The organism is Pseudomonas sp. PSE14 (genome assembly GCF_029203285.1).
In the GTDB taxonomy this organism is placed as follows: domain Bacteria; phylum Pseudomonadota; class Gammaproteobacteria; order Pseudomonadales; family Pseudomonadaceae; genus Pseudomonas.
This window is the reverse complement of the sequence record NZ_CP115669.1, coordinates 2,836,720-2,860,866: the sequence shown is the minus strand read 5'-3', so window position 1 is coordinate 2,860,866 and position 24,147 is coordinate 2,836,720. Positions and strand designations below refer to the sequence as shown.

The 24,147-nt window shown below is 67.5% G+C and carries 19 protein-coding genes; 6 read left to right on the top strand and 13 right to left on the bottom strand.

The features are described 5' to 3' along the window. Window positions 1-31 precede the first annotated feature (31 nt). The 4 genes from O6P39_RS13140 to O6P39_RS13125 all read right to left on the bottom strand — a co-directional run bounded on the left by O6P39_RS13140 (window position 32) and on the right by O6P39_RS13125 (window position 3,911). The gene (locus tag O6P39_RS13140) at window positions 32-1,111 is read right to left on the bottom strand and encodes an ABC transporter ATP-binding protein (RefSeq protein WP_275611758.1); all 1,080 of its coding nucleotides are present in this window, start codon (window positions 1,109-1,111) and stop codon (window positions 32-34) included. Continuing rightward, window positions 1,104-1,907, bottom strand: coding sequence for an ABC transporter permease (locus O6P39_RS13135; RefSeq protein ID WP_275611757.1), 804 nt, complete (start codon window positions 1,905-1,907; stop codon window positions 1,104-1,106). Before O6P39_RS13135 ends, O6P39_RS13140 begins: the two co-directional genes overlap by 8 nt. Beyond that, on the bottom strand, window positions 1,900-2,772 hold the full coding sequence (locus O6P39_RS13130; RefSeq protein ID WP_275611756.1) for an ABC transporter permease: 873 nt from the start codon (window positions 2,770-2,772) through the stop codon (window positions 1,900-1,902). The genes O6P39_RS13135 and O6P39_RS13130 overlap by 8 nt, the downstream gene beginning before the upstream one ends. An 89-nt stretch (window positions 2,773-2,861) precedes the next feature. Beyond that, window positions 2,862-3,911 (bottom strand): spermidine/putrescine ABC transporter substrate-binding protein, encoded by a 1,050-nt coding sequence (locus O6P39_RS13125; protein ID WP_275611755.1) that lies wholly within the window; start codon window positions 3,909-3,911, stop codon window positions 2,862-2,864. Window positions 3,912-4,112: 201 nt separating this feature from the next. Between O6P39_RS13125 and O6P39_RS13120 the strand changes: the two genes are divergently transcribed. Together O6P39_RS13120 and O6P39_RS13115 are read left to right on the top strand one after the other, a co-directional pair. Beyond that, window positions 4,113-5,045, top strand: a complete 933-nt coding sequence (locus O6P39_RS13120) for a GntR family transcriptional regulator (protein ID WP_275611754.1) — start codon at window positions 4,113-4,115, stop codon at window positions 5,043-5,045. A gap of 86 nt (window positions 5,046-5,131) precedes the next feature. Next, window positions 5,132-6,418 carry a glycosyltransferase gene (locus O6P39_RS13115; protein ID WP_275611753.1) on the top strand — a complete coding sequence of 429 codons (1,287 nt, stop codon included), beginning with the start codon at window positions 5,132-5,134 and terminating at the stop codon, window positions 6,416-6,418. 93 nt (window positions 6,419-6,511) lie between these two features. On the opposite strand, the gene O6P39_RS13110 is transcribed toward O6P39_RS13115, so the two are convergent. From O6P39_RS13110 to O6P39_RS13090, 5 genes are all read right to left on the bottom strand, one after another. Then, the gene (locus O6P39_RS13110) at window positions 6,512-6,949 is read right to left on the bottom strand and encodes a thioesterase family protein (protein ID WP_275611752.1); all 438 of its coding nucleotides are present in this window, start codon (window positions 6,947-6,949) and stop codon (window positions 6,512-6,514) included. After that, window positions 6,946-8,097: an iron-containing alcohol dehydrogenase gene (locus O6P39_RS13105; protein WP_275611751.1), complete on the bottom strand. Its 1,152-nt coding sequence runs from the start codon at window positions 8,095-8,097 to the stop codon at window positions 6,946-6,948. Before O6P39_RS13105 ends, O6P39_RS13110 begins: the two co-directional genes overlap by 4 nt. Before the next feature lie 102 nt (window positions 8,098-8,199). Then, on the bottom strand, window positions 8,200-9,126 hold the full coding sequence (locus O6P39_RS13100; RefSeq protein ID WP_275611750.1) for an FAD-binding protein: 927 nt from the start codon (window positions 9,124-9,126) through the stop codon (window positions 8,200-8,202). Beyond that, window positions 9,126-9,875 (bottom strand): electron transfer flavoprotein subunit beta/FixA family protein, encoded by a 750-nt coding sequence (locus O6P39_RS13095; protein WP_275611749.1) that lies wholly within the window; start codon window positions 9,873-9,875, stop codon window positions 9,126-9,128. The genes O6P39_RS13100 and O6P39_RS13095 overlap by 1 nt, the downstream gene beginning before the upstream one ends. 155 nt (window positions 9,876-10,030) lie before the next feature. After that, window positions 10,031-11,602: an arylsulfatase gene (locus O6P39_RS13090; RefSeq protein ID WP_275611748.1), complete on the bottom strand. Its 1,572-nt coding sequence runs from the start codon at window positions 11,600-11,602 to the stop codon at window positions 10,031-10,033. A 299-nt stretch (window positions 11,603-11,901) separates the two neighbouring features. Here O6P39_RS13090 and O6P39_RS13085 point away from each other — a divergent pair, with 299 nt between their 5' ends. The 4 genes from O6P39_RS13085 to O6P39_RS13070 are packed head-to-tail and all read left to right on the top strand — an operon-like array spanning window position 11,902 to window position 17,835. Then, the gene (locus O6P39_RS13085) at window positions 11,902-13,689 is read left to right on the top strand and encodes an acyl-CoA dehydrogenase (RefSeq protein ID WP_275611747.1); all 1,788 of its coding nucleotides are present in this window, start codon (window positions 11,902-11,904) and stop codon (window positions 13,687-13,689) included. A gap of 29 nt (window positions 13,690-13,718) precedes the next feature. Then, complete coding sequence (locus tag O6P39_RS13080; RefSeq protein WP_275611746.1) at window positions 13,719-15,830, top strand: 3-hydroxyacyl-CoA dehydrogenase NAD-binding domain-containing protein; 2,112 nt, start codon at window positions 13,719-13,721, stop codon at window positions 15,828-15,830. A gap of 50 nt (window positions 15,831-15,880) precedes the next feature. Beyond that, window positions 15,881-17,068, top strand: a complete 1,188-nt coding sequence (locus O6P39_RS13075) for an acetyl-CoA C-acyltransferase (RefSeq protein WP_275611745.1) — start codon at window positions 15,881-15,883, stop codon at window positions 17,066-17,068. Next, window positions 17,065-17,835 (top strand): SDR family NAD(P)-dependent oxidoreductase, encoded by a 771-nt coding sequence (locus O6P39_RS13070; RefSeq protein ID WP_275611744.1) that lies wholly within the window; start codon window positions 17,065-17,067, stop codon window positions 17,833-17,835. Before O6P39_RS13075 ends, O6P39_RS13070 begins: the two co-directional genes overlap by 4 nt. 106 nt (window positions 17,836-17,941) lie before the next feature. Here O6P39_RS13070 and O6P39_RS13065 read toward each other — a convergent pair whose 3' ends face one another. From O6P39_RS13065 to O6P39_RS13050, 4 genes are all read right to left on the bottom strand, one after another. Beyond that, a complete protein-coding gene (locus tag O6P39_RS13065; RefSeq protein WP_275611743.1) occupies window positions 17,942-19,297 on the bottom strand; it encodes a DUF1329 domain-containing protein in 1,356 nt (451 codons plus the stop codon). Window positions 19,298-19,772: 475 nt separating this feature from the next. Further along, window positions 19,773-20,954 carry a lipid-transfer protein gene (locus O6P39_RS13060; protein ID WP_275611742.1) on the bottom strand — a complete coding sequence of 394 codons (1,182 nt, stop codon included), beginning with the start codon at window positions 20,952-20,954 and terminating at the stop codon, window positions 19,773-19,775. Window positions 20,955-21,092: 138 nt separating this feature from the next. Next, entirely contained in the window at window positions 21,093-22,247 is a 1,155-nt protein-coding gene (locus O6P39_RS13055; protein ID WP_275611741.1) for an acyl-CoA dehydrogenase family protein, read from the bottom strand. A 160-nt stretch (window positions 22,248-22,407) separates the two neighbouring features. Next, window positions 22,408-24,075: an AMP-binding protein gene (locus tag O6P39_RS13050; RefSeq protein WP_275611740.1), complete on the bottom strand. Its 1,668-nt coding sequence runs from the start codon at window positions 24,073-24,075 to the stop codon at window positions 22,408-22,410. Window positions 24,076-24,147 lie beyond the last annotated feature (72 nt).

Here is a 24,147-nt window from a genome sequence, read left to right as displayed (position 1 = left end):
TGCTCTCCTGTAAGTCTTGTTCTTGAAGCAATCAGTGAGTCAGCACGCGGCCGTGCCGCGCATCCCAGCCCAGGCGCACCGGCATGCCGGCGGCAAGGCGCAAGAAGTCGTAGTCCGAAGACGGCACGCGGACGATCAGCGGCTTGCTGGAGAGCGCCGTGTTCACGTGCAGGTTGGTGTCCAGGCCGTGGTAAGCGACCTCCGCCACCTCGCCATGGACCTGGTTGTCGGTGGTCGGCGTGGCGTCGGTGAGCACGCGCAGACGTTCCGGGCGCAACGCCAGGGTCACGCTCTCGGGGCTCGACTCGGCGGTGGTCTCGATGCTGAGCACCTGGTCGCCGGCCTGCAGGCGGTTGGTGCCCACGCGGCGCCCTTCGATCAGGTTGCTGACACCGATGAAGTCGGCGACGAAGCGGCTGCCCGGGTTCTCGTAGAGCTCGCTGGGGCTGCCGCACTGGCAGACCTTGCCGTCGCGCAGCACGGCCATGCGGTCGGACATGACCAGGGCTTCTTCCTGGTCGTGGGTGACCATGATGAAGGTGATGCCGCTCTCGTGCTGCAGGCGCTTGAGTTCCAGCTGCATCTTCTCGCGCAGCTTCTTGTCCAGCGCACCGAGGGGTTCGTCCAGCAGCAGCACGCGCGGACGCTTGACCAGTGCGCGGGCCAGGGCGACGCGCTGGCGCTGGCCACCGGAGAGCTGGTCCGGCCGGCGGTTGGCGAGCGGACCGAGCTGCGCGGTGTCCAGCACCGCATCCACACGCTGGCGGATTTCACCAGCGGGCAGCTTCTCCATCTCCAGGCCGTAGGCGATGTTGCCGCGCACGGTCATGTTGGGGAACAGCGCGTAGGACTGGAACATCAGGTTCAACGGGCGCTTGTTCGGCGGCAGCGGCGAGATGTCCTGGCCGTTGAGATAGATGGCGCCGGAGGTCGGTGTCTCGAAGCCGGCGATCATCCGCATCAGCGTGGTCTTGCCACAGCCGGACGGGCCCAGCAGCGCGAAGAACTCGTTCTCGCGGATCGCCAGGGACACCTGGTCCACCGCCGTCAGGCCCTCGCCGTAGGATTTGCTCACCTGGTCCAGCACGAGCAGGTCGGATGACTTAGTCATGGGCTTTGGGCACCTTGTTCAGACGTTGGGAAGCGAACAGCGCGGTGAAGCTGACCAGCATCACCAGAGTGGCGAGGGCGTTGATTTCCGGGGTCACGCCGAAGCGGATCATCGAGTAGATCTGCATCGGCAGCGTGGTGGACGCGCTGCCCGAGCCGGAGTTGAAGAAGGCGATGATGAATTCGTCCACCGACAGGGTGAACGCCAGCAGCCCGCCCGCCAGTACGCCGGGGAAGATCGCCGGCAGCAGGACCCGGCGTGCGGTGGTGAACCAGCCGGCGCCCAGGTCGATGCTGGCTTCGAGGATCGAATAGTCGAAGTGCTTGAGCCGGGTGCGCACCACCGCGCAGACGAAGGCGATGTTGAACACCACGTGACTGAGGATGATGGAGTGCAGCCCCAGGCTCATCTTCAGCAGGTTGAAGAAGCTCAGCAGCGCGATGGCCAGGACGATGTCGGGAATGATCATCGGCGCCATCAGCAGGGTGTCGGCGAGGTTGCTGCCTTTCTTGCCGCTGTTGCGCGCGCGCATCTCCACGCCGAGGGCTAGCAGCGTACCGAGCACGCAGGCGATGAAGGTGGAGGTCAGTGCGACGATCAGCGTGTTCAGCGCCGCATGCTGGATCGACGCGTTGGCCAGCAGCTTGGCGTACCACTTCAGCGACGCGCCGCCCCACGCGGTGGGCAGGCCGCTGGCATTGAACGACAGCAGGATCAGCACCAGGATCGGCACATAGAGGAAGGCGTACACCAGCCACAGGTGTGTGCCGAGGGCGATGCCGGATGAGTTACGCATGGCGTTCGCCCTCCGCGCCCTGGGCCCGGCGCGAGACCATGGCCTGGATGAACAGCAACAGCAGCATGATGCCGATCAGGAAGAAGCTCAGCGCCGCGCCGAAAGGCCAGTCCCGCGCGGTGAGGAATTGCGCGTAGATCAGGTTGCCGACCATCTGCACCTGCTTGCCACCCAGCAGGTCGGCGGTAATGAAGTTGCCGATGGAGAGTACGAAGACGAATACCGCGCCGGCGGCCACGCCCGGTACCGACAGCGGCAGGATCACCCGGCGGAAGGTGGTCCAGCCGGAGGCGCCGAGGTCTCGCGAGGCTTCCCAGAGCTCATTGTCGATGCGCGACAGCGAGCTGTAGATGGCGAGGATGACGAAGGGGATGTAGTTGTAGACCAGCCCGAGCACCACAGTGGCGTCGGTGTAGAGCAGGCTGATCGGCTCGCCGCTGTAGCCCAGCAGGCTGAACAGTCGGTTGAGCAGGCCTTCGCGGTTGAGCAGCACGATCCAGGCGTAGGTGCGGATCAGGTAGTTGCTCCAGAACGGCAGCATCACCAGGAACAGGTATACCGCCTGCCGGCGCGGCGTGGTGCGGGTGATGGCGTAGGCCGCCGGGTAGCCGATGAGCACCGCGAACAGCGTGGCGAGGCCGGCGATCTTGGCCGAGCGCAGGAGGATATCGAGGTACAGCGGGTCCACCGCGCGGCGGTAGTTTTCCCAGGTGAACACGTAGTCGATGCCACCATAGGCACCGCGCTCCAGGAAGCTGTAGAGCAGCACCAGCAGGCACGGCAGCAGCAGGAACAGGGCCAGCCAGCCCAGACCGGGCGCGAGCAGCCAGGCCGACAATTTGCGGTCGGCGGACAAAGCGGTCATGCGTAGTTCCCCCAACCCCACGCCAGGCGGGGTGCTTCAGGGTTATTCCGGAGAGAATTGCGGGGCGCCAGTGCGACGCCCCATCGGCCTTACTGAGCGGCCATGATTTCCGTTACGGCGCGGGTGTACGCCTTCTGCGTCGAGCCACCCACATCACGCAACTGCTGCTGCTTGACCAGTTCGGCCGGCGTGGTGGTGAGGTTCGGGTACTTGGCCAGCAGATCGGGCTTCAGGGTCGCCATCGCCGCCTGGTTGGGCACCTTGTAGAGGATGTTCTCAGCGACCCAGGCGTGGTTCGCCGGCTCCAGCATGTAGTTGATGAAGCGGTAGGCGGCGTCGGGATTCTTCGAGCTCTTCAGCACGACCATGGTGTCCACCCAGAGGTCGGAGCCTTCCTTGGGCACGACGAACTTGATCGCCTCGTTGGCCTGGGTGCCGTAGTTGCACCAGCCGTCCCAGGCATGGGCCATCAGCGCCTCTCCCGAGGCCAGCTTGGAATAGAAGGTGGTGTCGTCGAAGGACAGCAGGCGTTTCTTGGTGGCGATCAGCTGGTCGCGCACGGTGTTGATCTGGTCCGGATTGCCGTCGTTCACCGACCAGCCGTTGGCCAGGAAGCCGGCGCCCAGCAGCCAGCGGTCGGTGGCGAGCATGGTGGTCTTGCCCTTGAGGGCGTCGGACGGCTTGAGCAGGTCGCTCCAGCTGGTCGGCGCCGGGCTGACCTTGTCGGAGCGGTAGCAGATGCCGGTGGTGCCCCAGGTGTAGGGCACGGAGAAGTGGTTGCCCGGGTCGTATTCGAGCTTCTGCGCTTCGGGGTAGAGATTCTTGAGGTTCGGCACCTTGGCCGGATCGATCTCGGCGAGCAGGCCCTGCTTGTGCAGGATCTCGGCGAAGGGCGAGGAAACGAACACCACGTCGTAGCCTTCGCCGCCGGAGGCCATGAGCTTGCCCATGATCTCTTCGTTGGTGGCGTGGAGGGATTTGTCGGCTTCGAGGCCGGTGGCCTTCTGGAATTTCTCCAGGTTGTCCGGGGCCATGTAGCCGTCCCAGATGGAGATCACCAGATCCTTGGCGCTGGCGGTGGTGGCGGACAGCGTGAGCGCGAGGGTCGCCCCTGCGTAGAGCATGGTCTTCAGCTTCATCTTGCGCACCTGACGATTGGTTGTTGTTGTGTCGACGGCAGCGGAACGAAAAGCGTACTACATGTCTTTTTTTCAAAATAAAAACCGAACCACTGGCGAAGTCAACAATTTCCTACAACCATTTCCACATTCTTGTTGGACCACCCTCGCTGTGGCATAAGGGGTCGCCCCTTTACCACGGGCCCCGCTGGAGAACGCCGCTTGAGCAAGGACACCGAGAAAAGACCGCGCACCAACCACCTGGAACTGGCCCGGCGGATCATCGAGCACGCCCAGGACACCGGCCTGGGCGATGGCGACGGACTGTCCGAGCAGCAACTGGCGCGCACCTTCGGGGTGTCGCGCACACTGATCCGCGCGGGGCTCGACCTGCTGCTGGAGCAGCAACTGGTGGCCCATGAGCCCGGCAAGGGCTACCGCCTCGCCGCCGACCCTTCCGCCCAGGTGCTCGGCCCCGCCCTGCCCCAGGCCGAAGAGGAAGCCCTGGCCGCCTCGGTGCTGCGCGACCGCATGGCCGGACGGCTGGGCAACAGCCTCAGCGCCAGCGAGCTGATGCGCCGCTACGACATCAACCGCGCCGCCGCGCAGAAGGTGCTGGCGCAGCTCAGCGAGGACCAGGTGCTGGAACGCGGCGCCGGGCAGAGCTGGTCGTTCCGCCCGCTGCTGAACAACCTCGCGGCGCTGGAAGACAGCCTGCGCTACCGGCTGATCCTCGAACCCGAAGCCCTGCTCGCCCCCGGCTTCGACCCGGACCTGGCGCGCCTGGCGCTCATGCGCGGCGCCATGGAAGAGCTGCTGGCGGCGCCCGTCGAACGCTTCGACGTCGCGCAGTTCCGCGAGCTGGACATCGGCTTCCACGAACTGATCGCCCAGGGCTGCGGCAACCGCTTCGTCGGCGACGCCCTGCTGCAACACCAGCGCCTGCGCCGCCTCCCTAACCTGCTGCCGATGGTCAGCGTGCACCGCCTGCAGGAGGCCTTGCGCGAGCACCTGCGGATCATCGAGCAGATCGAGCGCGGCCAGCTGGAAGTCGCCGCCGACCTGATGCGCCTGCACCTGCGGCTGTCCGCGGCGCAGCGTCCGCAGACCGCCAACCGCGGGATTCCGCAGTCCTTCGCCGGGGCACGCCGGTAACTATTTTTCGATCACGGTGTTTTTTTTAGCGAAAAAATGCAGTATCAGTTTCACGCAGTGCCCGTGAGCAACACCCGGATGCGCCCATGACGCAAAGAACAAGAACCATCGCCTTCTTCCCCGAGGCCAGCTTCGGCGCCGCGCTGAACTGCATCGGCATCGCCCAGGCGCTGCGCGAGCTCGGCGCGCGCCCGGTGTTCATCTGCCACTCGCACTTCCAGGGCATCTTCGCCGAGTACGGTTTCGCCGAGTACCCGTTGCAACTGGACTCGCCGCTCTCCGCCGCCGACCACCAGCACTACTGGGAGCGCTTCATCGAGCGCAACGTGCCCTACTTCGACCAGACGCCGCTGGCGCAGATCGACAGCTACGTGGCGCCGGCCTGGGAAGCCATCATCGACACCGCCATCGAGTCGGAGCGACCGCTGCAGCAACTGCTCGCCCGGCTCAAACCCGACGCCATCGTGCTGGACAACGTGGTGGCCTTCCCCGCCATCGCCGCTGCCGGCTGCCCCTGGGTGCGGATGGTCTCCTGCGCCGAGACCGAACTGCCGGACCCGGCCGTACCGCCCTATCTGTCCGGGGCCAGCAGCCAGGACCCACAGGCCTGCGCGACCTTCCGCGAACGCTATTTGCAGGCGGTGAAACCCACCCACGAGCGCTTCGCCCGCTTCCTCGCCGAATGCGGCCATCCCGCTCTGCCCGCCGGCCAGTTCCTGGAAGACTCGCCCTGGCTCAACCTGCTGCTGTCGCCGACGCCGGTGCGCTACGAGCGCACCAATCCGCTGCCGGCCGAGCGCTACCTGTACCTCGACGGCTGCGTACGCAGCGAGGCGCCCTACATCCCGCCGCAATTCCCCCGGCACGATGACGCCCCGCTGATCTACGTCAGCTTCGGCAGCCTCGGCGCCGCCGACGTGGCAATGATGCGCCGGCTGATCGACGCCGTGGCGCAATTGCCCTACCGCTTCCTGATCAACGTCGGTGCCTACCGCGAGCACTACGACACGGTGCCGGACAACGTCTATCTCGACAGCTGGTTCCCGCAGCCGGCGGTATTGCGCGAATGCCAGCTGTTCATCCACCACGGCGGCAACAACAGCTTCTGCGAGGCGCTGTATTTCGGCCTGCCGTCGGTCATCATCCCCTACTGCTGGGACGGCCATGACAACGCCCGGCGCGCCGAGGAAGTGGGTGTGGCGCGCTACCTGCCGCGCTACGAGGACCCGCTCGCCGCACTGCCCGAAGCGCTGGCCGAACTGCTCGCCGACCCGTCAATGCGCCAACGCCTGGCCGCCGTACGCGAGCAGATGCAAGCCTCGCGCGGCACCACGGCGGCGGCGCGGGCCATTCTCGACATCTGCACCGACTGAGCACACCGAAGGCAATGTCCAAAGACCCAGCCAGGAGCTGCCGCGCGAGCGGCCGGGAACCCGGCGCAGACCTGTAGAGCCGGTGAGGGCCGATCAGTTGGCCAGTTCGATCAACTCGCCACGAATCGCCTCGGGGATGCTGGCTGATCGCTGGCTGTCCCGCTCGACATAGACGTAGACCACTTCCCCCCGCGCGCAGGCTTCGTCCTCGTCATTGCGGAACACACCCAGTTCGTACCGCGCACTGCTGTTACCCAGGTGGGCGATGCGCAGGCCCACGGTGACCCGGTCGGGAAAGGTGATCGAGGCGAAGTAGGTGCAGTTGGATGCGACTATCAGACCGATGACCGGGCTGCTGGCGATGTCCAGCGTGCCGCACTCGACCAGGAACTGGCTGATGGCCGAGTCGAAGAACGAGTAATAGACGACGTTCTGCACATGGCCATAGGAGTCATGGTCGCCCCAGCGCGTGGTGATCTCGTAGCAACGCACGAAGTCACCACGGAGCGGACGCGGCTTGCGGTCGCTCATAGCACCTCCTGGTAGATCGCCCGCACGTCGTCCAGGCTGACCACGCGCGGATTGTTGCCCAGGAGGCGTGTCTGATTCATGGCATCCCGCGCCAGGGCCTCGAGGTCCTGTTCGGTAATCCCGACTTCACGCAGACGGGTCGGCAGGTTCAGCCGCGCCGGCAGCTCGGCGAAATGCTCGGCGAGCGCGCGGGCCTTGCCATGGGCGTCGCCCTGCACGCCGGGAAGGACGATGTCCGCAAGTTCGGCATAGAGCGGCGCCACGGCGTCCAGGTTGAAGCGCAGCACCGGAGCCAGCACCAGCGAGTTGGACAGCCCGTGGGGCACATGGAAGCGCGCCCCCAGCGGATAAGCCAGCGCGTGCACGGCGGCGACCGGCGAGTTGGCGAAGGCCATGCCCGCCAGGCAAGCCCCCAGCAGCATGTTCTCCCGCGCCTCGACATCGGCGCCGTTGCTGCACGCGCGTTCGAGGTTGCCCGCCAGCAGGCGCAAGGCTTCGCGTGCCAGGCAATCGGAAATCGGGTTCTTGCGCTCGCGGCTGGTATAGGCTTCGATGGCGTGCACCATCGCGTCGATGCCGGTCGCGGCGGTGACGTGAGTGGGCAGCCCAAGGGTCAGGCTGGCGTCGAGCACCGCCAGGTCCGGCAGCAGGATCGGCGAGATGACGACGTTCTTTTCTCCCGACGCGGTGGTGACGACGGAAACGGCGGTGACCTCCGAACCGGTACCGGCGGTGGTCGGCACCAGGATCAGCGGCAGGCGCGGGCCACGGGTCTGTTCGATGCCGTACACACTGGCCAGGGACTCGCCGCTGAGCGCCAGCAGCGCCGCCAGCTTGGCCGCATCGAGGGAACTGCCGCCGCCGAAGCCGATCACGCAGTCCGCGGAGCAAGCCAAGGCGGCCTGCACGGCGGCCTGGATCACATGTTCCGGCGGGTCGGCCTGAACGTCACTGAACACGCGCAGCGGGATATCGGCCTTGGCGAACCCGTCGATCAGCGGCTGCATCAGCCCGGCGGCGAGCACGCCCGGGTCGGTGACCAGCAGCACCGAGCGGCAGTTCATGGCGCGCACGCGCTCGGCCAGGCGCCCGGCGGCGCCGCGCTCGATGCAGATCGAAGGGGTCGTGTTGAAAGTGAGGGTCCGCATGGTGCCTCCGTTTTCCTGGATGACAATCGCAGAGCGATCCGCCCTTCACCCCTGGGCTGAAGCGGACCGCTCGGTTGGCGTACTTAGGGATGGGGCTGGGCCTCAGACGGCCTGTTCCAGCTCCGGCACGGCTTCGAACAGGTCAGCGACCAGACCGTAGTCGGCGACCTGGAAGATTGGCGCCTCTTCGTCCTTGTTGATCGCAACGATCACCTTGGAGTCCTTCATGCCCGCCAGGTGCTGGATGGCACCGGAGATGCCCACGGCGATGTACAGCTGCGGCGCGACGATCTTGCCGGTCTGGCCGACCTGCATGTCGTTGGGCACGAAGCCGGCATCAACGGCAGCACGAGAAGCACCGACAGCGGCGCCGAGCTTGTCAGCGAGGCTGTAGAGGAATTTGAAGTTGTCGCCGTTGCCCATGCCCCGGCCGCCGGAAACCACGATCTTCGCAGCGGTCAGGTCCGGACGGTCGGACTTGGCCAGGGCCTCGCTGACGAAGGCCGAAGTGCGCGAGTCGAACACGCTGTTGAGCGTCTCCACGCTGGCCGACCCACCCTCGGCGCTCACCGCGTCGAAGCCCGTGGTACGCACGCTGATCACCTTGACCGGCGCCGAGGAATGCACGGTAGCGATGGCGTTGCCGGCGTAGATCGGACGCTTGTAGGTGTCGGCGCTGACCACTTCGATGATCTCGGAGATCTGGTCGACGTCCAGCAGGGCGGCGACGCGCGGCAGGAAGTTCTTGCCGTTGCCGGTGGCGGCGGCCAGGACATGACTGACATCCCCCAGGGAGGCCACCAGCGGTGCGATGTTTTCCGGCAGCTGATGGGCATAGGCGACATTGTCGGCGACCAGCACGCCGGAAACCCCGGCGATCCTGGCGGCGGCCTCGGCGACGCCTGCGACGTCGTGGCCCGCGACCAGTACGTGGATGTCGCCACCGATCTTCTGTGCGGCGCTAACGGTGTTCAGCGTCGCCGAGGCCAGCGCGCCATTCGAATGTTCTGCAACAACCAGGACAGCCATCAGATCACCTTCGCTTCGTTCTTCAGTTTCTCGACCAGTTCGGCCACCGACTTCACCTTGATGCCGGCGCTACGGGTAGCCGGCGCCTCGACCTTCACGGTCCTGACGGTGGACGCGGTGGAAACGCCCAGGGCATCGGGGGTCACCACGTCCAGCGGCTTCTTCTTCGCCTTCATGATGTTCGGCAGCGACGCGTAGCGCGGCTCGTTCAGGCGCAGGTCGGTGGTGACGATCGCCGGCAGGTTCAGCGCGACGGTCTGCAAGCCGCCGTCGATTTCACGGGTGACGTTGATCTTGTCGCCGCTGACCTCGACCTTGGAGGCGAAGGTCCCCTGGGCGAAGCCACAGAGTGCGGCGAGCATCTGGCCGGTCTGGTTGTTGTCGCTGTCGATGGCCTGCTTGCCGAGGATGACCAGCTGCGGCTGCTCCTGGTCCACCAGCGCCTTGAGCGCCTTGGCGATGGCCAGCGAGCCGAGTTCCGCCTCGGTTTCCACCAGGGTGGCGCGGTCGGCGCCCAACGCCAGCGCGGTACGCAGTTGTTCCTGGGCAGCGTTCGGGCCGACCGAGACCACCACGACTTCACTGGCGACGCCCTGTTCCTTCAGGCGCACGGCCTCTTCCACGGCGATTTCACAGAAGGGGTTGAGGGCCATCTTCACATTGGCGAGATCGACGCCGCTCTGGTCCGCCTTGACGCGGACCTTGACGTTGAAATCGACCACGCGCTTGACCGCTACGAGGACTTTCATCGGGGGCACTCCTGAAAAAAGAACCGGGCCTTGCGGCCCGGTCACGGAAAGGGGGACAGCCCCGAGGTGGGCCAGCCCCAGCCAGCGTGGCCACTATAGGGGCGGGCCTCGCCGTGGCTCCCCTCCCCCTAAGGGAGGCTGGGGGGATGGCCGGCTCAGTTGCCAGCGGCCGAGGAGGACAGCTTCTGCAGCTGCGTCAGCGCCCGCTTCACTTCCAGGCTCTGGTAGTTGATGCCCGCGGCGTTCATGCTCACGCCCGGCTGGAACGGGTATGGCGCAATGGTCGCCATGAACTTCTGCAGCTCGGCCTTGATCGGCACGAACAGCCACATCTGGTCGCCCATCCAGCGGGTGAACATCTTCGACTCCTCCTCGGCGGACTCGAACGGGTCGGCCTTGAGGTTGGTCAGGGCCGGCCAGTTGGAGACGTTGCGGCTGCCGGAGGCGATGCTGCCGTTATTCTTCGCGAAGCTGACCTTCCAGTCCTTCCAGCGCACGGCGTTGAGCTCGCCGTTCTGCGAGAAGTAGAAGTACTCCTCGCGCGGGCTGTCCCGCGTCTCGCCCTTGAAGAACGGCAGGAAGTTGTAGCCGTCCAGGTGCACGCGGAACTGCTTGCCGTTGAGCGCGCCGCCCTTGGCCATTTCCGCCACCAGGTCAGGGTCGCCGGCCGCTGCGGCCAGGGTCGGCATCCAGTCGTTGTGGGCGATCATGTTGTTGAAGTGGCTGCCCGGCTTGATCACGCCCGGCCACTTCACCAGCAGGGGCACACGGTGTCCGCCTTCGAAGGTGCTGCCCTTTTCGCCATGGAACGGCGCGGTGCCGCCGTCCGGCCAACTGACCTTCTCGGCGCCGTTGTCGGTGGTGTAGATGACGATGGTGTTGTCGGCGATGCCCAGATCATCCAGCTTCTTCAGCAACTGCCCGACCAGCGCGTCATGCTCGACCATGCCATCGGGATACAGGCCGATGCCGGTCTTGCCCTCGGACTCCTTCTTCAGGTGCGTCCAGACGTGCATGCGGGTGCTGTTGAACCAGACGAAGAACGGCTTGTCGGCCTTGTGCGACTTGTCGATGAAGTTCTCCGCGGCCTGCAGGAATTCGTCGTCGATGCTCTCCATGCGCTTGCGGGTCAGCGGGCCGGTATCCTCGATCTTGCCGTCCGCGTAGGAGTGGATCACCCCGCGCGGCCCGTACTTCTTCCGGAACTCCGGGTCCTTCGGGTAGTAGTAGGTCTCGGGCTCTTCCTCGGCGTTCATGTGGTAGAGGTTGCCGAAGAACTCGTCGAAGCCGTGGTTGGTCGGCAGGTGCTTGTCGCGGTCGCCCAGGTGGTTCTTGCCGAACTGCCCGGTGGCGTAGCCCTGCTGCTTCATCACGTCGCCGATGGTCGGCGCCCAGTCGGGGATGCCGTGCTCGTCGCCGGGCATGCCGATGGTCAGCAGGCCGGTGCGGAACGGGTGCTCGCCGAGGGCGAAGGCGGCGCGGCCGGCGGTGCAGGACTGCTCGCCATAGGCATGGGTGAACAGCGCACCCTCCCTGGCGATGCGGTCTATGTTGGGCGTCTCGTAGCCCATCATCCCCTGGTTGTAGGCACTCAGGTTGAAGTAGCCGATGTCGTCACCGAAGATCACCAGGATGTTCGGTTTGTCGGCGGCCTGGGCGAAGGACGCCGCGCCCGCCAGGGTTGCCGCCAGGGCGAGCCCGGCCAGGCGTTTTCCGATTGTCTTCATGCTCGTTCTCTGCAAGTGCGTAGGCCGGCCCCCTGTGGCCATGGAGCCGTCGGGACCGCTCGCCGTCGATGGTAGCGACGCACTCGCCCCGCCGGGTCCCCACTAATGGAGGGGGGCGCCGGCACCGCCCTGCCCCGCACGCTGCCATGCCCGGCCTGCCGCCCCCGCGAACGCCCGGCCATCCCGCCGCCCTCTCATAAAGGGGGGAACGCCACCTGCCGCTCTCCTGTTTCACTGGACGCCAACCCGGCCGCGGGTCCCGTGGCCGCCATCACGCGCGCCTGCCAACGAGGGCCCCCATGACCGATCAACTGCTCAACGAACGCGAGCTGGACTTCCTGCTCTACGAGCTGCTCGACACCACCGCGCTGCTCCAACGCCCGCGCTACGCCGAACACGATCGGGCGGTCTTCGATGCGACCCTGCAGACGGCGCGCGGCATCGCCGCCGAATACTTCGCACCGCACAACCAGAAAGGCGACCAGCAGGAACCGACCTTCGACGGCGAGAAGGTCCGGCTGATCCCGGAAACCCGGCGCGCCTGGAACGCCTTCGCCGAGGCCGGTTTCCTCGCCGCCCACCACGACTGCGCCGACGGCGGCCTGCAATTGCCCGAGGTGATCCTGCGGGCCAGCATGGCCTACTTCAACGCCGCCAACATCGCCACCGTCGCCTACTCCTTCCTGACCATCGGCGCAGCCAACCTGGTCAAGAGCTTCGCCGACGACAGCCTGCGCCAGCGCTTCCTGCCGGCCATGCTCGACGGCCGCTTCAGCGGCACCATGGCGCTGACCGAGCCGGGCCAGGGCTCGGCGCTGGGCGACCTGCGCACCAGCGCACGGCCTGCCGCCGATGGCAGCTTCCGGTTGTTCGGGCAGAAGATGTTCATTTCCGGCGGCGACCACGACCTGACCGAGAACATCGTGCACATGGTCCTCGCCCGCATCGAGGGCGCGCCGGCCGGCACCCGCGGCATCTCGCTGTTCCTGGTGCCCAAGTTCCTCGACGACCGCACGCGCAACGACGTGGCCCTGGCCGGCCTGCTGCACAAGATGGGCTACCGCAACACCACCTCGACCGTGCTCAACTTCGGCGAACGGGACGGCGCCGTCGGCTACCTGGTGGGCGAGCCGAACAAGGGCCTGGCGTACATGTTCCAGATGATGAACGAGGCGCGCATCGGGGTTGCCCTGGGCGCCTCGGTGCTGGCCTACCAGAGTTTCATCCATGCCCTCGACTACGCCCGCGAGCGCCCCCAGGGCCGCCTGCCGGGCGCCAAGGACCCGCTGGCCCCGCAGGTGCGCATCGTCGAGCACGTCGACGTGCGCCGCATGCTGCTGCAACAGAAGGTCTACGCCGAGGGCAGCCTCGCGCTGTGCCTGTACGCCAGCAGCCTGTTCGAGGATGCCCACACCGCCGAAAACGCCGACGAGCGCCAGGCCGCCGCCGACCTGCTCGACCTGCTGATCCCGATGGTCAAGTCCTACCCCTCGCGCTACGGGGTGATCGCCTCGGATATCGGCATCCAGGTGCTGGGCGGCTCCGGCTACATCCGCGAGTACCCGCTGGAACAGTACTACCGCGACAACCGCCTGAACCCGATCCACGAAGGCACCGAAGGCATCCACGGCCTGGACCTGCTGGGCCGCAAGCTGGAGCAGCGCGACGGCGCCGGCTACCGGCAGTTCCTCGCCCTGGTGCACGCGAGCATCGACTCGGCGCGGGACGATGCAACCTGCGCCCCGCTGGCCCACGCCCTGGCCGCCGCCCTGAAGCCGCTCGAACAGGCAACCGCCGCGTTACGCGAACAGGTCGCCGCCGACGCCAACCTCGGCCTGGCCAATGCCACCGCCTACCTCGACCTGTTCGGTCGCGTGCTGGTCGGCTGGTTGTGGCTGCGCATGGCGGTCATCGCCAGCCGCGCCCTGCAGGTTGGAACCGCCGGCGGCGAGGCCGACTTCTACCGCGGCAAGCTGCAGGCGGCGCGCTACTTCATGGACTGGGAACTGGCGCCCATCGAGGCCCAGGCCCGCCTGCTCATAAACGGCAACCGCCTGAGCCACGACATGCAGGACCGCTGGTTCTGACGCCCGCTCCACCCCGACGAGGAAACATCATGAATCCCCTTGTGCATTACCGACTGGACGGCCAACTGGCCCTGATCGGTCTGAGCCGCCCGCCGGTCAACGCCCTCGGCCAGCCGCTGCGCGCGGCCCTGCTGGAAGCCTGCGAGCGCGCCGCCGCCGACCCCGCGGTGCGAGCCATCGTGCTGCATGGCACCAATGGCCTGTTCAGCGCCGGCGCGGACATCAGCGAATTCGGCAGCCCCGCCTCCCACGCCGCCCCTGACCTGCCCGGCCTGCTGCTGCGCCTGACGCGCATCGACAAGCCGTTGATCGCCGCCGTCGGCAAGCTCGCGCTCGGCGGCGGCCTGGAACTGGCGCTGGCCTGCGGCTACCGCATCGGCGAGCCCGGCGCGCGCATCGGCCTACCGGAGATCAACCTCGGGCTGCTGCCGGGAGCCGGCGGCACCCAGCGCCTGCCGCGGCTGATCGGCGCCGAGTCGGCGTTGAACATGATCCTCTCCGGCGAGCAGCTGGACGCCTCGCGCGCGCACCTGCTGGGCCTGTTCGACTGCCTGGCCGACGGTCCCGAGCAACTGTTGGAGCAGGCCTGCGGCTATGCCCGTGACCTGCTGACGCGGGGTGCCCCGGCGCAGCCCGCCGCGCCCTACCCCAACCCGGGAGCGGAGCTGCCGGAGGACTTCTTCGCCTTCTACCGCGCCGAGCACGAGGCGCGCTGGAAAAGCCGCCTCGCCCCGCGCCTGGTGCTGGCCGCCCTGGAAGCCGCCTGCGTGCTGCCGCTGGATGAAGGCCTGGTCCGCGAGCAGGACCTGTTCCGCCAGGCCGAGGCCTCCCGCCAGTCGCAGGCGCTGCGCCACGTGTTCTTCGCCGAGCGCGAAGCCGGCCGCGTGCCCGGCATCGACCCGGCCATCGAGCTGCGGTCGATCCGCCAGGTCGCGGTGATCGGCGCCGGCACCATGGGCGGCGGCATCGCCATGAACTTCGCCAACGCCGGCATCCCGGTGACCGTGCTGGAGCAGCAGGCCGACGCCCTGCAGCGTGGCCTGGGCAACGTGCGGCGCAACTACGAGATCAGCGTCCAGCGCGGCAAGCTGAGCCAGGAACAACTGGAGCAGCGCATGGGCCTGCTGCGGGGCACGCTCGACTATGCCGACATCGCCAACGCCGATCTGGTGATCGAGGCGGTGTTCGAGAAGCTGGAGGTCAAGCAGCAGGTGTTCCGCACCCTCGACGAGGTGTGCAAACCGGGCGCCATCCTGGCCACCAACACCTCCAGCCTCGACGTCGACGCCATCGCCGCGGTGACCCGGCGCCCGCAGGACGTCATCGGCCTGCACTTCTTCAGCCCGGCCAACGTCATGCGCCTGCTGGAAGTGGTGCGCGCCCGCGAGACCACACCGCAGGTGCTCGCCACCACCCTCAAGCTGGCCCGTCGCATCGGCAAGCTGCCGGTGGTCTCCGGGGTGTGCTTCGGCTTCATCGGCAACCGCATGCTCGAACCCTATGCCCGCGAAGCCATGCGCCTGGTGCTCGAAGGCGCCACGCCAGCCCAGGTGGACGCGGTGCTGACCGGCATCGACCTGAACATGGGCGTGCTGAGCATGCTCGACCTCGCCGGTATCGACGTGAACTACCTGGTGCGCCAGGCCAACCGCGCCGCCTTCGCCGACGATCCCAGCTACTGCCGCCTGGGCGACGAACTCTACGCCCAGGGCCGCTACGGGCAGAAGACCGGCTCCGGTTTCTTCCGCTACGAAGGCCGCCAGCGCCTGGACGACCCGGAGGTGACGACGCTGGCCGAGCGCCTGGCTGGCGAGCTACGGATCCCCAGGCGCCCGATCGATGCCAGCGAAATCCACGACCGCTGCCTGTTCATGCTGATCAACGAAGGCATCCAGTTGCTCGACGAGGGCATCGCCCTGCGCGCCAGCGACATCGACCTGGTGTGGATCAACGGCTACGGCTTCCCCGCGCACCTCGGCGGGCCGCTGCACTACGCCGAGCAACTGGGCCTGGACAAGGTGCTCGCCGGCATCCTGGCCTACCAGGCGAGCCTCGGCGAGCACGGCCAGCGCTGGTTCCAGCCGGCACCGCTGCTGCAGCGCCTGGTGGCCGCCGGGCGCACCCGCATCGAAACCTTCTGACCTTCCCGCCGCCACCTCCGGGTGGCGGCACCTGCCCCAAGGAAAATCCCATGAAAGAAGCCGTCATCCTCTCCACCGCCCGCACGCCCATCGCCAAGGCGTTTCGTGGCGCCTTCAACATCACCACCTCGCCCAGCATGGCCGCCTTCGCCATTCGTGCCGCCGTCGAACGCGCCGGCATCGAGGCCGCCGAGGTCGAGGACCTGGTGATGGGCACCGCCATGCCTGCCGGCACCGCCGGCTGGAACCTCGGGCGCATGAGCGCGCTGGCCTCCGGCCTGCCGCAGTCGGTCAGCGGCCAGACCCTCGACCGCCAGTGCGCCTCCGGGCTGATGGCAGTGGCCACCGCCGCCAAGCAGATCATGGTCGACGGCATGCAGGTGGCCATCGGCGCCGGCCAGGAGCACATCAGCCTGGTGCAGAACCGCCACATGGAATGGGTCGGCGAATACCACGACGCGCAGGTGCTGAGCCTGGCGCCCAGCGCCTACATGCCCATGCTCCGCACTGCGGAACTGGTGGCGGCGCGCTACGGCATCAGCCGCGACGCCCAGGACGCCTATGCCCTCCAATCCCAGCAGCGCACCGCCGCGGCACAGGCCGCCGGCCTGTTCGCCGACGAGATCGTCCCGGTGAGCGTCACCCGCCAGGTACTGGACAAGGCCACCGGGGCTACCCGCCACGAGCAGGTCAGTCTGTCGCTCGACGAGGGCAATCGCCCGCAGACGGTGCTCGGCGACCTGCAGGGCCTGAAGCCGGTGATCGAGGGCGGCTGCATCACCGCCGGCAACGCCAGCCAGCTGTCCGACGGCGCCAGCGCCTGCGTGCTGATGGACGGCCGCCTGGCCGAACAACGCAACCTCGAACCGCTGGGCGCCTACCGGGGCATCGCCGTGGCGGGCCTGGCGCCAGAGGAAATGGGCATCGGCCCGGTGCTGGCCGTACCCAGGCTGCTCCGGCAGCACGGTTTGACGGTGGACGATATCGGCCTGTGGGAGCTCAACGAGGCGTTCGCCTGCCAGGTCCTCTACTGCCGCGACAAGCTGGGCATCGACAACGACCGGCTCAACGTCAACGGCGGCGCCATCGCCATCGGCCACCCCTACGGCATGAGCGGTGCGCGCATGGTCGGCCACGCCCTGCTGGAGGGCCGGCGCCGCGGTGTGAAGTACGTGGTGGTGACCATGTGCGTCGGCGGCGGCATGGGCGCGGCCGGCCTGTTCGAGGTGTTCCCATGAGCGAGCGCTTCTCCCTCGCCGGCCGAACCGTGCTGGTCACCGGTGCGTCCAGCGGTATCGGCGCGCATCTGGCCAAAGTCGCCGCACAGTCCGGCGCGCGGGTGGTGCTCGCCGCTCGGCGGGTAGAGCGCCTGGCGCACCTGGCCGAGGACATTGCCGCCCAGGGCGGCAGCGCCCTCGCAGTGCCCCTGGACGTCACCTGCCGCGACAGTGTGGAAGCGGCCTTCAACGCCGCCGAGGAGGCCTTCGGCGTGGTCGATGTGGTACTCAACAACGCCGGCATCGGCAACGGCCAGCGCGTACTGGAGGTCAGCGAGGAGGACTGGCGCGCCATGCTCGCCACCAACCTCGACGGCGTCTGGCGCGTTGCCCAGTGCGCGGCCCAGCGCCTAGTCCGTGCCGGCGCGCCCGGGAGCATCGTCAACATCGCCTCGATCCTCGGCCTGCGCGTGGGTACCGGCTACAGCCACTACTGCGCGGCCAAGGCCGGGGTGGTCCAGCTGACCCGCTCGCTGGCCCTGGAACTGGCGCGCTACGAGATTCGCGTCAATGCCATCGCCCCGGGCTACTTCAAGACCGAGATGAACGATGCCTTCTTCGACAGCGCCAAGGGCCAGGCCTACATCAACGACGCCGTGCCGCTGCGCCGCCTCGGCCAATTGGCCGAGCTGGAAGGTCCCTTCCTGCTGCTGGCGAGCCAGGCCGGCGCCTTCATGACCGGCAGCGTACTGGCGGTGGACGGCGGCCACCTGGTCGGCAGCCTCTGAGCCGTTCACCGGGCGGCGTCCTGCCGCCCGGTTCCTTCTTTCTCTGGCTGAAACGAAAACCGGGGCCCAAGGGCCCCGGTTGTGTTTTGCTCAACCGCGAAAGGTCTTAACGGATACCGGCGCCGGCGAGGCTGTCGGGGGTCCACTGGTTGTCCGAGGTCATGGTCTCGGAGACCTTCAGGCCGTTTTCGCTCGGCCACAGGTTGATGTAGTAGCTGCCGGCGATCAGGTCGTAGTGACCGGTATTGGTGGAGTTGATCGCCTGAACGTCGTAAAGCGGCGCCAGATAGGCAAAGCCAGGGCGCCACAATTGGCCGCGACCGTCGTACTGGTCATCGGCGAGCACTGCCCAGCTGTCCTCGTCGAGGTAGAAGGTACGCTTGGCGTAGATGTGGCGCGCGCCGGGCTTGAGGGTCGCCTCCACCACCCAGACGCGGTGCAGTTCCCAGCGCACGTAGTCGGGGTTGATGAATTTGGCGCCGAACACCTTGTCCGGGTCGGCAGCGTAGGTGAAGCGGTAGGTGTTGTAGGGAACGTACATCTCCTTCTTGCCCACCAGCTTCCAGTCGTAGCGGTCCATGCGGCCGTTGAACAAGTTCACGTCGTCCACGGTGGACATGCCCGAGGTGCTGGGGTTGGGCGTGTCGTAGGCCAGGTCCGGGGCCAGGCGCACGCGGCGCTGGCCGGGCAGGTACTGGTAGGCGCGGCGGCCCTTCAGGCCTTCGATGCTCTCGAAGGTCATGATCGCCTCGCCGACACGGCGAGCCGGGCCGGTGTAGTTGGCGCGAGCGCGGGTGTAGATGCTCGGGTCGGGGTTGCGGGAAACGTCGTAGAACGGGCTTTCCAGGGTCCACACACCCTGAGTCGAGAGCACGCGCTTGCCGGCGGCGTCGATGTTGAAGGCCAGGTATTTGGGAATGACGTAGGAAATCCCCTGGTAGCGCGCGATGTGGTTGATCATCGCCTCTACGCCGCTCTTCGGGATCGGGAAGGGAATCCCACCGGCGGCGTTCAGCGGCGTGTAGCCATCGCTGGCCAGGGAAGCGCGGGTGGCGTTCTTCACGCTGTTGTCCAGGACGAACTGCGGATAGGCCACGGTGCGGTGCGTCGGGTACACGTCGATGCGGTAGCCCGGCAGCTTCTTGATCAGCGCCTTGGCGCCCTCGGTGAGCTTGTCGGCGTGGCTGTCGACGTTCTTGGCGTCGATCGACAGCACGGGCTTCTCGTTGGCGAAGGGATCGGGGCGCACGCCGGAAGCCTTGTCGAAGCTGGCCGGCGGCGTGGTCAGACCGCCGCTGTAGGCCGGGATGCTGCCGTCCTGGTTGCCGGCCTTCTCGGCGCCGATCGGCGTCAGGGTAGTGCCCAGTGCCTTGGCCTCCTCCGCCGATACCGCCGCATGGAGCACGCCTGCATGGGCGACCAGCAGGGCGGCCGCGAGCAGGGTTCTTGTCGGTTTTTGCATGTCTCCACCTATTCGTCTTGGGGGGTTGAGCGTCGCCCTGGGGCGCGCGCTGCCTACGGGATCGGCGCCGGCGGCTGCCGACCGGGCGAAGGAGCGTGACGCCCGGTCGACTCGCGCAAGCCGGAATGGCCGGCTCCTGGATGATGTTTTATCCAAGCCCCCTGCCCCCTCGCCCCCCCCGATAGGCATGGGGGTGGGAGGGGCCCGCCGGGCGTCCGCCCAACCCCCACGCAAAAACGCCGCAACCCTTGCGGGCTGCGGCGTCAAGCGCGGGTCGAACGGGGCTTGCAGGCGTTGTCTAGAGCCGGAACGGCGCCTTGGCGACGCTGACTTCCGGGCTCTTCATGCGCACCGGCAGGAAGCTGATACCGACCTGCTTCGTCACGTCGGTGTCGGTGCGCGCCGGCAGGAAGTCGCGGACCTCCTGACGGAACGCCTCGAGCCCGGCATCAGGTTGGATCCATCACGGCCCCCGTCAGTCGTTGCGGTACAGGGTGACCACGCAAGCACCACCGATGCCGATATTGTGCTGCAAGGCCACGCGCGCGCCTTCCACCTGGCGCTGTTCGGCCTGGCCGCGCAGCTGCTGGACCAGCTCGGTGCATTGCGCAAGGCCGGTGGCGCCGATCGGGTGGCCCTTGGACAGCAGGCCGCCGGACGGGTTGACCACGTAGCGGCCGCCGTAGGTGTTGTCGCCGTCGTCGACGAACTTCTGCGCGCCACCTTCCGGGCACAGGCCCAGGGCCTCGTAGGTCAGCAATTCGTTATGGGCGAAGCAGTCATGCAGCTCCACCAGGTTGACGTCCTCGGCGCCGAGGCCGGCCTGCTCGTAGACCTGCTGCGCAGCCGCCCGCGACATGGAATAGCCGGCAATGTTGCGCAGGTCGTCGCCGAAGGTCTCCGGGCCGTCGGTGGTCAGCGCCTGGCCGGCGATCCACACGCTGCCGTCAAGGCCGTGGCGCTTGGCGTAGGCCTCGCTGCACAGCACCACCGCCGCCGCGCCGCAGGTCGGCGGGCAGGCCATCAGGCGGGTCATCACGCCGGGCCAGAGGACCTGATCAGCCAGCACGTCCTCGGCGGTCACCACCTTGCGGAATACCGACTTGGGGTTGTTCGCCGCGTGGCGGCTGGCCTTGGCGCGAATCTTGGCGAAGGTTTCCAGAGGCGTGCCGAAGCGCTTCATGTGCTCAAGTCCGGCGCTGCCGAAGATGCGCAGCGCGGCGGGCAGCCCCGCGGCCTCGGGTACGCGCTCGGCCTGGCGCAGGAACAGGTCGGCCGGTGACGGGCGGTCATGGAAGGTGTCGCCCAGCGCGCCGGGGTTCATCTGCTCGAAGCCCACCGCCAGCACCACCTCGGCCATGCCGCCGGCGATCGCCTGGTTGGCCAGGTACAGCGCGGTGGAACCGCTGGCGCAGTTGTTGTTGACGTTGATCACCGGGATGCCGGTCATGCCGACGTTGTAGAGCGCCCGCTGGCCCGAGGTGGAGTCGCCGTAGATGTAGCTGGCGTAGGCCTGCTGGATCGACTCGTAGCCGACGCCGGCATCGGCCAGCGCCAGGCGCACGGCCTGCTCGCCCATGGCCACGTAAGTCTCGTTCTGCCCCGGCTTCATGAACGGGATCATGCCGACGCCGGCGACTACGACTTTCTGACTCATCTGTGCTTGTCCTCAGTTCTGGTAGGTCCGTGGCCCGCTTGCCTTGCGGCCGGCGCGCCGTGCCGGGGTCGAGCATAGGCGCCCGGCGGTCGACGCCTCCCCTCCCCAACAGGACGGATCGGCGCCGGCCAGGGGCGTTCAGACGAACGCCGAGATGCCGGTCAGGGCACGGGAGATCATCAGCTTCTGGATCTCGGTGGTGCCGTCCGGAATCGGGATGACGATGGCTTCGCGGGCCAGGCGCTCGACGTCGAACTCCTTGGTCAGGCCGTTGCCGCCGTGCAGTTGCACCGCGTCGCGGCACACCTTCACCGCCATCTCGGTGGCGAACCACTTGGACATCGACGACTGTACGTCGCACCGCACCCCTTCATCCATCATCGAGAAGGCGCGGAAACACATCAGCCGCGCGGCATCGAGCAGGGTCGCCATCTCCGCGATCTTGGCCGCCACCAGCTGGTGCGCGGCGATCGGCTTGCCGAACTGGTGGCGCTCCTGGGAATAGCGGATCGACGCTTCCAGCGCCGCGCGCATCAGCCCCACCGAGAGCATGCCGACGTTGGCGCGGGCCTTCTCGAACAGTTTCATGGTGTTCTTCAGGCCCGAGCCCTCCTCCCACACGACGTTGCGCGCCGGCACCCGCACCTGGTCGAAGAACACCTGCGCGGTGGACTGGCCGTTGAGGGCGATCTTGTCGATGTTGGCGCTCTGGTAGCCGTGCTCCTCCCGGTCCACCAGGATGTGCGACAGCTCGTTGGGGCCGGTGCGCACGGTGGTGATCAGGAAGTCCGAGTAGTGGCCGTTGGAGATCCAGGTCTTCTCGCCGTTGACGATGAAGCTGTCGCCATCGCGCTTGCCGGTGGCCTTGATGTCGATGACGTTGGAGCCCACGTCCGGCTCGCTGATGCAGAAGCCGCCGAAGGTCCGTCCGGCCATGATGTCGGCCAGGTAGCGCTCGCGCAGGTGCGCCTGCGACGGGGGCAGCTCGGCCAGGGTGACCGCCATGCCCTTGTTGATCATCACGCACAGGCCGACATCCACCGACACCGCGCAGAGTTCCTCGAACAGCATGGCCTCGGTGACCAGCGACAGCCCGAGGCCGCCGTGTTCCTCCGCCACGCTGACCCCGGGCAGACCGAACTCGGCGATGCCCTGGGTGATCTCGCGCATGCGCGCCTTGGGGATGTGCTGGTCGCGGAACTCCCGCACCACGGGGCGGACTTCCGCCTCCAGGTACTTGCGGAAACTCTCCACCGCCAGCTTCTGTTCCTGGCTCGGCAAATTGACTTTCATCGGTCCTGCTCCTTGTACTGTCGTGACCGCCACCGCTCGACGTGGCGGCCTTCTCGCGGAGCCCGGCGCTGCGCTTGAGGCAGCCACCGGGCATGGACTCGACAGTACCGGGCCCGCCCCGGGCCCTCCCCCCCATCTACGGAGGGGCCGGGAGGGGCGTTCAGGACGCTTCGAAGAGGATCGGCTCGCCCGCCGCCAACCAGGCGGCCGCGCGGTGCTGGTACTGGTCCTCGATGACGCTGCGCTTGATCTTCAGCGTCGGGGTGAGGAAGCCGTTGTCGACCGTCCAGACGTCCTTGACCACCACGAGATAGTCCAGCTGCTCGTGGGCTTCGAGGCTCGAGTTGACCTGCTCCAGCAGCGCCAACAGCTCGCCGCGCAGGGTCTCCCTCCCGGCGTCATCGGTCAGCCGCGTACGCCCGTCGGGTGACAGCAGCAGCAAGGCGAACGGCTGCGGCTGGCCCATGCCGGTGACGCAGGCGGCTTCCACCAGGTCGTTGACCAGGCGGTTCTCCACCGGTCCGGGCGCGACGTACTTGCCCTTGCTCGTCTTGAACAGTTCCTTGAGCCGCCCGGTGATCCGCAACCGGCCCTGCTCGTCCAGCTCGCCACGGTCGCCGGTGTGGAAGAAGCCGTCCTCGGTCAGGGTCTGCGCGGTGAGTTCCGGGTCGCGGTAGTAGCCCATCATCTGGGTCCGGCTGCGCACCAGGATTTCGCCTTCCGCCGAAAGCCGGCACTCCACCCCGGGCAGGGCCTGGCCGACGTAGCCCAGGCGCACCTGGCCCGGCCGGCTGTAATGCGAGTAGCAGAAGTTCTCCGACATGCCGTAGACCTCCAGCAGCTCCAGGCCGAGGTTGCGGTACCAGTCGACGATCTCCGCCGGCAGCGGCGCCGAACCGGTGAAGGCGATGCGCGTGCGGTCCAGGCCGAGCATGCCGAGGATCTGCCGCTTCAGCGGCCCCGCGTCGGGGCCGGCCAGGGCCTCGCGCTGCTCGTGGCCGAGCCTGGCGCAGACGCTCTGGTAGAACTTGGTCCACAGTCGTGGCATGGAAATGAACACCGTCGGCCGCGCCCGGCAGAGGTCGCGGGCAAAGGTCTCCAGGCTTTCGTTGAACAGCACCCGCACACCGTGGCAGAGCGAGTTGGACTCCACCGACGAACGCTCGGCGGCGTGCGCCAGGGGCAGGTAGGACAGCATGCTGTCGTCGGGCGTCAGCTGGCAGAAGTCGCCGCCGCCCAGCTGCGCGTAGGTGTACATGCTGCCGAAGCTGTGCATCACGCCCTTGGGCATGCCGGTGGTGCCGGAGGTGTAGATGATGGTGGCGAGCTGCTCGGGACGCGGCAGGCTCAGCTCGCGCAAGGGCGCGTGGCTGGCGGCCAGTTTTTCCCAGCTCGGCGCCTGCAGCGCCGGCGCCAGCGGCAGGGCAACTTGCGGCACTCCCGCGACGGCGGCCTGGCGGCCCTCGTCCCAGACGTCCAGGCGGCCGATGAAGGCCAGCCGCACGTTGGCGTGATCCAGCACATAGGCCAGGGATTCGACGCTGAGGGTCGGATAGAGCGGCACCGAAACGTGGCCGGCCATCCAGATGGCCAGGTCGGCCATTATCCAGTGCGCGCTGTTCTTGCCGAGGATGGCCACGGCGCTGCCCGCCGGCAGGTCCAGGCCGCGCAGGTAGGCGGCCATGCGCCGGGCCTGGTCGCCGACTTCGCGCCAGCTGTAGTCGAATACGTCCTCACCCACCGGCTGGCTCAGGTAGACGGCGTCGGGCAGGGTCTCCTCCCAGTGGAGGAATCGATGGAGCAAGGTCGTCGTATTGTTGTTGTCCATGCATCGCTCCTAAAGCGTTTCAGCGCCGCCGGAAGTCACCGCCCGGCGGCGTGGGGCGCGGCGTTGCGGCCG

Excerpts from the sequence above, each read along its gene's own strand:
- O6P39_RS13125 (WP_275611755.1), bottom strand. The coding sequence starts at position 3,911 with ATGAAGCTGAAGACCATGCTCTACGCAGGGGCGACCCTCGCGCTCACG.
- O6P39_RS13050 (WP_275611740.1), bottom strand. The coding sequence starts at position 24,075 with ATGGACAACAACAATACGACGACCTTGCTCCATCGATTCCTCCACTGG.
- O6P39_RS13135 (WP_275611757.1), bottom strand. The coding sequence starts at position 1,907 with ATGCGTAACTCATCCGGCATCGCCCTCGGCACACACCTGTGGCTGGTG.
- O6P39_RS13090 (WP_275611748.1), bottom strand. The coding sequence starts at position 11,602 with ATGAAGACAATCGGAAAACGCCTGGCCGGGCTCGCCCTGGCGGCAACC.
- O6P39_RS13065 (WP_275611743.1), bottom strand. The coding sequence starts at position 19,297 with ATGCAAAAACCGACAAGAACCCTGCTCGCGGCCGCCCTGCTGGTCGCC.
- O6P39_RS13110 (WP_275611752.1), bottom strand. The coding sequence starts at position 6,949 with ATGAGCGACCGCAAGCCGCGTCCGCTCCGTGGTGACTTCGTGCGTTGC.
- O6P39_RS13080 (WP_275611746.1), top strand. The coding sequence starts at position 13,719 with ATGAATCCCCTTGTGCATTACCGACTGGACGGCCAACTGGCCCTGATC.
- O6P39_RS13055 (WP_275611741.1), bottom strand. The coding sequence starts at position 22,247 with ATGAAAGTCAATTTGCCGAGCCAGGAACAGAAGCTGGCGGTGGAGAGT.
- O6P39_RS13140 (WP_275611758.1), bottom strand. The coding sequence starts at position 1,111 with ATGACTAAGTCATCCGACCTGCTCGTGCTGGACCAGGTGAGCAAATCC.
- O6P39_RS13115 (WP_275611753.1), top strand. The coding sequence starts at position 5,132 with ATGACGCAAAGAACAAGAACCATCGCCTTCTTCCCCGAGGCCAGCTTC.
- O6P39_RS13060 (WP_275611742.1), bottom strand. The coding sequence starts at position 20,954 with ATGAGTCAGAAAGTCGTAGTCGCCGGCGTCGGCATGATCCCGTTCATG.
- O6P39_RS13105 (WP_275611751.1), bottom strand. The coding sequence starts at position 8,097 with ATGCGGACCCTCACTTTCAACACGACCCCTTCGATCTGCATCGAGCGC.
- O6P39_RS13100 (WP_275611750.1), bottom strand. The coding sequence starts at position 9,126 with ATGGCTGTCCTGGTTGTTGCAGAACATTCGAATGGCGCGCTGGCCTCG.
- O6P39_RS13130 (WP_275611756.1), bottom strand. The coding sequence starts at position 2,772 with ATGACCGCTTTGTCCGCCGACCGCAAATTGTCGGCCTGGCTGCTCGCG.
- O6P39_RS13085 (WP_275611747.1), top strand. The coding sequence starts at position 11,902 with ATGACCGATCAACTGCTCAACGAACGCGAGCTGGACTTCCTGCTCTAC.
- O6P39_RS13095 (WP_275611749.1), bottom strand. The coding sequence starts at position 9,875 with ATGAAAGTCCTCGTAGCGGTCAAGCGCGTGGTCGATTTCAACGTCAAG.
- O6P39_RS13070 (WP_275611744.1), top strand. The coding sequence starts at position 17,065 with ATGAGCGAGCGCTTCTCCCTCGCCGGCCGAACCGTGCTGGTCACCGGT.
- O6P39_RS13075 (WP_275611745.1), top strand. The coding sequence starts at position 15,881 with ATGAAAGAAGCCGTCATCCTCTCCACCGCCCGCACGCCCATCGCCAAG.